Consider the following 6,888-nt stretch of genomic DNA (forward strand, 5'->3'; position numbering starts at 1 on the left):
TAGCGGGTCGAGACTGAATAGAGAACATCATCCCCGGTCAGCCCATCAGGGCATCCAGGGCTTCATCCCTTGTCTCATAGATCGCCCAGAGTGTGTCCAGAGCAGTGATACGCAGGAGTTCGTTGGCCATCTTGCTGGCTCCACAGAGAACCAACTCTCCGCCGCGGCTGCGAACGTGTTTGTGGCAGCGCAACAGGAGTGCCAGGAACACGGAGCCGAAATAACTGACATCGCTCAGGTCAAAAACAACCATCGGAATTTCAACTTCCTGAAGCGGTGCCATGACGATATCAGCGGCCTGTTCAATCAGATCCCAGCTCATTGATTCGACATTGCTCGCAGGAATGATTACGACAGTGTTTCCATGCCATTCCAGTTGAAAGTCGTCGTGGTAGTTAGCCATGTAGTAATTCCGCAGTGATGAAAACATTCTTTGGAGAGTGAGATATAATTATTAGCTCCCATGATACTGATAACCCCGAGAGGAGAACAGCCATCAAGTGCCTCAAAAACGAGAATTCATACTTAACGACCTGTAAACAGCCGGGAAGCCTGTCCTGAGTGTTGCGTCTGCCACCAGTTCATCCAGATTTTTGCCTGATCTGACTGGTCTCGCTGCGGGTTCAGATCTGCTGGTTGTTCCGAGTCGGGTACCAGTTTATCCAGACTGATCAGGATCTCTTTGAGTGTGGAATTGTTTCGTTCCGTCCAGGCCATCTGGACCAGGGGCTCAACAAAACGTGTCTGTCCGGACAGCCCCATTTCCTGCACCGCTTCTTTGCGCATCGATATCTGAGTGTCATTCGAGAGCCGCAGCAGTTCCTGCATGCCGGCAAAATCACCCAGCCGGCTCAAAGCGACTACCGTTTCGAACCGGACCCGACGATTTGAGTGAGTCATCAGGGAACGCAGCGACGATGTCGGCGGCTGGCTTTCACCCGCTTTCTGAATGCCTGAAATCGCGATGGGGTTATGGCATTGTCCGATTGCCCTGATGGCTGCTAACTGAACTGTGTGGTTCTTATCATCCAGCAGGGGAAGCAGCCAGTTGGCGTACTGTGGTAATCCATGAGTGCCAAAATATTCGCAACCCAGAATTCTGATGTCAGGCCAGTTATGATTGATCGCCAGTAATGCCAGTTGAGCCGCTTCATCATAATTATCTTTTTCAACCGAGGAGATCACGATACGCCAGACCAGGCGATCCTGTTCGTGTAACATCAGCTTTCGCATTCGGGCTACGACGACAGGGTTCAGAGAAATCTTCTGTGAACTGATAAATAACTGTTGTGCGGCTTCACGTCGATCTGTGATATGCGGACTGGCCAGCTGTTTTAAGGCAGCATACTCCGGGGTCAGGCCTGCCAGCAGGTCGGTATAGATTTCACTGGGAATCTCAATAGAAGTTTCCCTGATCAGTTTCTCCAGCACCTTGACCTCGGCTGGACTGATGTTTTCCAGTTCCTGGTAGGCCTGCTGGTATTCAGGTGCTTCCCGAGACCGATTCAACAGGCTTTGAAAATAGGACTGGAGTTCGGCCGCGCGTCCCTGGTTGACTTCCTGTTCTGGCTTGAGCCCCTGTTGCATGAGTTGGCCCCAGAAACCGCCTGGGAGCTGGCCACTCTGAACCAGTTCATTGACAGCTGCGACTCGTTCTTTTTGCGAAGCTTCGATGGAGATTGAACCGCCCAGTCCGGTTCGGCTCACCAGTTGCAAAATACTTTGACGACGCGTTTTGTAAACCCCTTCCTGTATTCCATCCAGTAATAATGGTACGGCCAGATCATCTGGCCAGTCAGAGATTGCTTGAATTACTGTCTGTTGCGCCTGAGAGCTGCGATCACTGATAAGTGTCCGAAGGTGCAGAGCGGATTCGGCGGTGGGAGTTTTTCCCAGCCCTGAGGCGACTTCAATTCTGACAGCAGAAGAAGTGTCCTCTTTCAAGGGGATGAGATGCATTGGCCCCCAGGAACTGAGACCCTTGACAGCGGCAACCCGCATTGTTTCTGACGGGCGCTGCGCATATTCTTTCAGGATCTGAAGTGCCGTTTCGGTCTTCAGCATTCCCAGGTGTTCGATGGCCTTGGTCTGAACAACCTGATCTGCATCCCTCAGTTCTGAGGTGAGAATGGTTTCCGCATCAGGATGACCGGTTAACGCTGCCCAGTAACCGAAGTTCCAACGCATATATGCATCCGAGTCCCAGCGAACCTGCATGATATTGGCTGGCCATTCATCGGGGCGGAAAGTGCGAGCCAAACCAGGGGCGTCAGGCCGATTCTCTTCAGAGTGAAACCAGAACCCATGCAGAATACAGGCTTGCATGGCTGCCCGTCGCAATGATTTGGGAGGCTGCATACCACTGTCACTGAGTTCCAGCGACTGTTCCAGCGAGGGAATTCCAGCAGGGGACATAAAGCGTGACAGGGAGAGATAAAGTTCGCTTCTCAACAAAAGGGAAAGGTCAGGACGCTGCAGGAGTTGAGTTAACCGGTTGTGTGTTTCGAGTGGAATGGCATCGGCCCGGGCCAGTACCAGAGAGATCGCATTCAAGGCTGCATACTGCATTGATTCTGAGACAGAAGTCTGGTCTGATGTGCCGGAATCATTTTTCGCATTGGTCTGAGACTTGCGTGGGAGATCGAATGCGATTTTTTCGAGAACAGGCAAAGCCTCAATGGCCGTTGCTGGTGATAGGGTGGCCCAGAGGATTGTTGCATTCCAGCCAGACAGGTTGTCCCATGTTGACAGTTCCTGAAGAGAATCAAGTTTATCAGAATGCTGGTTTTCCGTGAGCATTGTGTTCGGAGAATTCTGGTCGAAGAAAAAATCCTGCAATGCGTTAAATGACCAGCTTTCCGGTTTCTGCTGTTTCGTTGGATCGCTCGAATTCGAATTAGCTGTCTTTTCAGGCGGCAATTCTTCTGGCATCGTTTCTTCTGATTCCGGTTTCGCTTTTAATGCTTTTTGCCGTGAGTCAGTTGCGGGTTTCGGAGGGGTGGCGTCACTCAATAGTGTTTTCTGATCGGCGGATCCAAATACCCAGCGTTGCGCATCAATCGGTGCGAGATGATGTCCTGGTTTGTTTTTCTGGAAGGTTTTCCATTCCTGTTCCGGAGACCAGTTATGATTTCTGATCCACAGGTCCTGATCCAGGTAAACCTGTAATCCCTGCAGGTCCTCCGGTACTTTTCGAGCTACTTTATCTTTTAAACTGACGGCAATCGGCGTCTCACTCACATTTTGCAACATGCTTTTCTGACAGCCAGATATGCCTGCGCAGCATAATACTAATCCAATCCAGAACGGTTTCCAGAAAACACGTCTGAAATCAGAATATGTGTGTAAATTTCGATTTCCGCAAGGGGGAGCAGAATTCATGAGTGAGAGGGGATTAAGATAAAATGACAGAAAGGGATGGAGTGAGAGAGTTGAGCCAGAAATCTACCAGAATACGGTTTATATTAGAAGAGCATTCTGGATTTATGGCACTCTAAACGGTGCGGTGACAGTGCTGAAGCTGGGTCTTGTAGTCTGTGTAGTCTTCCTGTTTTTTCAAAAGCTGGCTGTCAGAAACGAAGACGACCTGAATTTCGAGAATCCTTTGTGCTTGAAGTCTTTAGGGCTCTCTGTCATGCTCATGTCCTAAGTCGTCTATATTACCAGGGGTGACATTTATAACCGGGAGAGAAATCCAGATGTTACAAAAAATACTCGCTGTCTGTTTCCTGTTGTCTTTGTATGTAACGCCTGTTTCCGGTGAAGCGGCAGAGAAAGTTCAAGTCGGAAATCAGTCTGCAGCGGAATTGAACACGATGATACCCGTCAAGATGAAATATCTGCTCTCACTGCCTGAGAACTATGATGAAAAAGAAAAATGGCCTCTGATCCTGTTTCTGCACGGGGCAGGAGAACGGGGAGAGGACCTCGATCTGGTAACAGTTCATGGCCCACCGAAGCTGATCAAAAACGGTAAAGAGTTTCCGTTTATTGTTGTTTCCCCACAATGTCCCGAAGACCAGCTCTGGCAGCCAGTCGAACTGACGGCGCTCTTAAATGACATTGAAAAGAAATATAAAGTCGACAAAGACCGGATCTATGTGACTGGTTTAAGTATGGGAGGCTTTGGTACTTGGTCACTGGCGGCTTATACTCCCTACCGTTTTGCCGCGCTGGTTCCCATTTGTGGGGGTGGCGAAAAATTCTGGGTCAAGAAAATCAAGCACGTTCCCATCTGGGTATTTCACGGAGCCAAAGACACAGCAGTGCCACTTGAGCGATCCCAGACTCTGGTGGATGTTCTCAAAAAAGAAAAGTCTGATGTGAAATTTACCGTTTATCCGGAAGCGGCCCATGATTCCTGGACCGAGACTTATGATAACCCGGAAGTCTATGAATGGTTGTTACAGCAGGTGCGCAAACCTGAGGCAGAAGTGAAAGCGGCAGAAGAAAAAGAGAAAGCAGCCCGTAAAGCAAAACGGGCAACTGCCGGCAAGAAAAAATAAACTGACTGGCGGAAACCCATCCCATTTAACCCTGGCGTCTCTCGATCTAATATGCTGGATTCATATGGGTCGGGAGATACTACAGTAAAACTGGACACAGCCTGGGTTATTGAACAAGCCCTTTGGTCAATTCCATGAATGCCGTTTCCAGGTTGATTTCTTCTTCGCGGAACAGGCTGAGCTTGAACCCCTGGCTGATCAGCAGCGAGGGGATGAAGGTGTAGTCTTTCACTTCTCTCTTTAACGTCACCAGCATCACATTTTTCTTGATTTCGAGTTTGGACACCAGCTCGTGCGCCTGCAGCAGTGCGGCCGCTTTATCGGTATTCTCACCCACACCCACGTGCAGGATGATTTGTTGTCGCGCTTTTTTCATGACTTCATCAACGTTGTCGTCAACGATCAGGTTTCCTTTTTCAATCATCCCGACACGCGTACAGACGTCAGCCAGTTCGGGCAGGATATGGCTGGAGACGATCACGGTCTTTTTCAGTTCCCCCAGTCGTTTCAGCAGATTACGAATTTCAATTCTCGCGCGGGGGTCCAGGCCACTGGCGGGTTCATCGAGCAGCAGTACCTGGGGCTCATGTAACAGTACACGTGCCAGCCCGATTCGTTGTGTCTGACCACGCGAGAGCTGGTTGACCATCGCATCCCGTTTGAATGTCATGTCGACCAGTTCCAGCTTTTCCTCACAGATTTTTCTCCGCTGTGGTCCTTTAATCCGGTAAGCAGACGCAAAGAATTCGAGATATTCAATCACTGTCATGTCATCGTAGACGCCAAAAAAGTCGGGCATGAATCCGACCAGGCGTCTGATTTCTTCAGGATGCGTGTAGATTGATTTTCCGCACACATATGCTTCTCCATAGTCCGGACTCAGCAGCGTCGCGATCATACGCATGGTGGTGGTTTTACCGGAGCCGTTCGGACCGATAAATCCATAGACATCTCCTTCACCCAGGCTCAGGTTGATATTATTTACAGCAATCAGATCGCCGTAGCGTTTCGTTAAATTCCGTGTTTCAATCACTCGTTATCACTCCCGGATGGTGTGTCCTGCTGATCTTGGGTCTCTTTGTCTTTTTTATCCAATGACGGTAATTCATATTGAATTTCTGTTGAAATACTTACCGGTATCACGATTCGAATATACGTGTCCTGATTTTCCTGGTCGAGTTCGCTTTGATCCAGTTCCGCCACGCTAAGTGGAGTGTCCAGGCGAGCAAACAGCACAGCTCTCCCCAGTCGAAGCTGTTCTGTCAGGTCCAGTTGTTCGCCTGAGATGTTGGAGAGTCCGGTGTAACCATATCCCCCGGACATTTCATGAAACGTCAGGATCTTGAGGATTTCATATGCCTCTTTGGCAAACGGATTATAGTCAGTCTGCACTGTAACAATCGTGGCGTTATTCTGCCCTTTTTGTTCGATGCGACGAGAGACAGAGCGGGTCAGATACCCTTTGATATTTCTCGATTCGATACGGGGACCATTGATCGACCAGGCCTGGTTTACAGGAATATAAGAAGCCTCGAGTTGTTCCGGATTGATCACCGGCAGATAAACGCGATTTCCGTATGCCAGAACCCAGTCTTTCAGGGGACTGGAAAACTGATGCGTAAGTGTCCCCGAAAGTTGTCCCAGGTTGTTGCCCGTCAGTTTGGATGTCACCAGATCTGTCTGTTGTTGAGTCCATTCCGCCAGCAGACTTTTAGTTCCCCACTTCAATATCGGCAGGTTCTCAATGCCCTTTGATTGAGCTGAGAACTGATAGGCAGGACCTGTGATTGTACCTTCTGCTGAGCGGTACATGCCTGCAAACGTGGTTTCAGGCAGTCCGTTCCAGCTGAGATGGGTGGGAAAGTGAGACGGATTCTTCGATTCGGCAGGGACAGAGGATTTGACTTTAACCTGATAACGCCGCGTTTCCGGACTGTAAAGATTCAGATAAAATCGACCACGCAGTTGTCCTGCAGTCACATCGTAATCAATGACATTCAGCTGAGTCGAATGTAATACGCTGCCATTGTCTTGTAATGCAGTGAAACCTCCCCAGGCGACGGCGATCAGCACCATGGCAGGAAAAGTAAACCAGGTGATATGAGGTTTTTTCAAAATCTTGTGGACCAGGAAATAATCAAGCGGACCAATCACCAGCAGGTAAATCAGAATCAAAGCCATCACCCACCAGTGAGAGGGGCGCTGAATACCCGGAAAATTCTGCTGGGAATGAAAAACCTGTGTTTCCAGTTCGGAAATACCTGTTTGCGAAATTCGTTTCCCCAGCACTGCGTTCTGTTGACTGGAGGCGCTTGGTTGCCTGGCGCGAGTCGCCAGTTTGGGGCCCAGGTTAGTTAACCCTTCCCAGTTGGTCAGCGGACTG

The 6,888-nt window shown here is 49.6% G+C and carries 5 protein-coding genes; 1 reads left to right on the forward strand and 4 read right to left on the reverse strand.

Going from position 1 to position 6,888, the window contains the following annotated elements:
* Nucleotides 1-37 precede the first annotated feature (37 nt).
* Together AACZ40_RS05705 and AACZ40_RS05710 are read right to left on the reverse strand one after the other, a co-directional pair.
* Nucleotides 38-403, reverse strand: coding sequence for an STAS domain-containing protein (locus AACZ40_RS05705; RefSeq protein ID WP_002645248.1), 366 nt, complete (start codon nt 401-403; stop codon nt 38-40).
* A gap of 122 nt (nt 404-525) precedes the next feature.
* The gene (locus AACZ40_RS05710; RefSeq protein ID WP_291172846.1) at nt 526-3,252 is read right to left on the reverse strand and encodes a HEAT repeat domain-containing protein; all 2,727 of its coding nucleotides are present in this window, start codon (nt 3,250-3,252) and stop codon (nt 526-528) included.
* A 446-nt stretch (nt 3,253-3,698) separates the two neighbouring features.
* Here AACZ40_RS05710 and AACZ40_RS05715 point away from each other — a divergent pair, with 446 nt between their 5' ends.
* Entirely contained in the window at nt 3,699-4,505 is an 807-nt protein-coding gene (locus AACZ40_RS05715) for a prolyl oligopeptidase family serine peptidase (RefSeq protein WP_291172843.1), read from the forward strand.
* 106 nt (nt 4,506-4,611) lie between these two features.
* Here the strand turns inward: AACZ40_RS05715 and AACZ40_RS05720 are convergent, their stop codons facing one another.
* Together AACZ40_RS05720 and AACZ40_RS05725 are read right to left on the reverse strand one after the other, a co-directional pair.
* Nucleotides 4,612-5,538, reverse strand: a complete 927-nt coding sequence (locus AACZ40_RS05720) for an ABC transporter ATP-binding protein (RefSeq protein WP_291172841.1) — start codon at nt 5,536-5,538, stop codon at nt 4,612-4,614.
* On the reverse strand, nt 5,535-6,888 hold a 1,354-nt coding region (locus AACZ40_RS05725; protein WP_339673579.1), incomplete at its 5' end, for a hypothetical protein. The genes AACZ40_RS05725 and AACZ40_RS05720, both read right to left, overlap by 4 nt.

It is taken from the genome of uncultured Gimesia sp., assembly GCF_963972345.1.
Taxonomy (GTDB): Bacteria; Planctomycetota; Planctomycetia; order Planctomycetales; family Planctomycetaceae; genus Gimesia.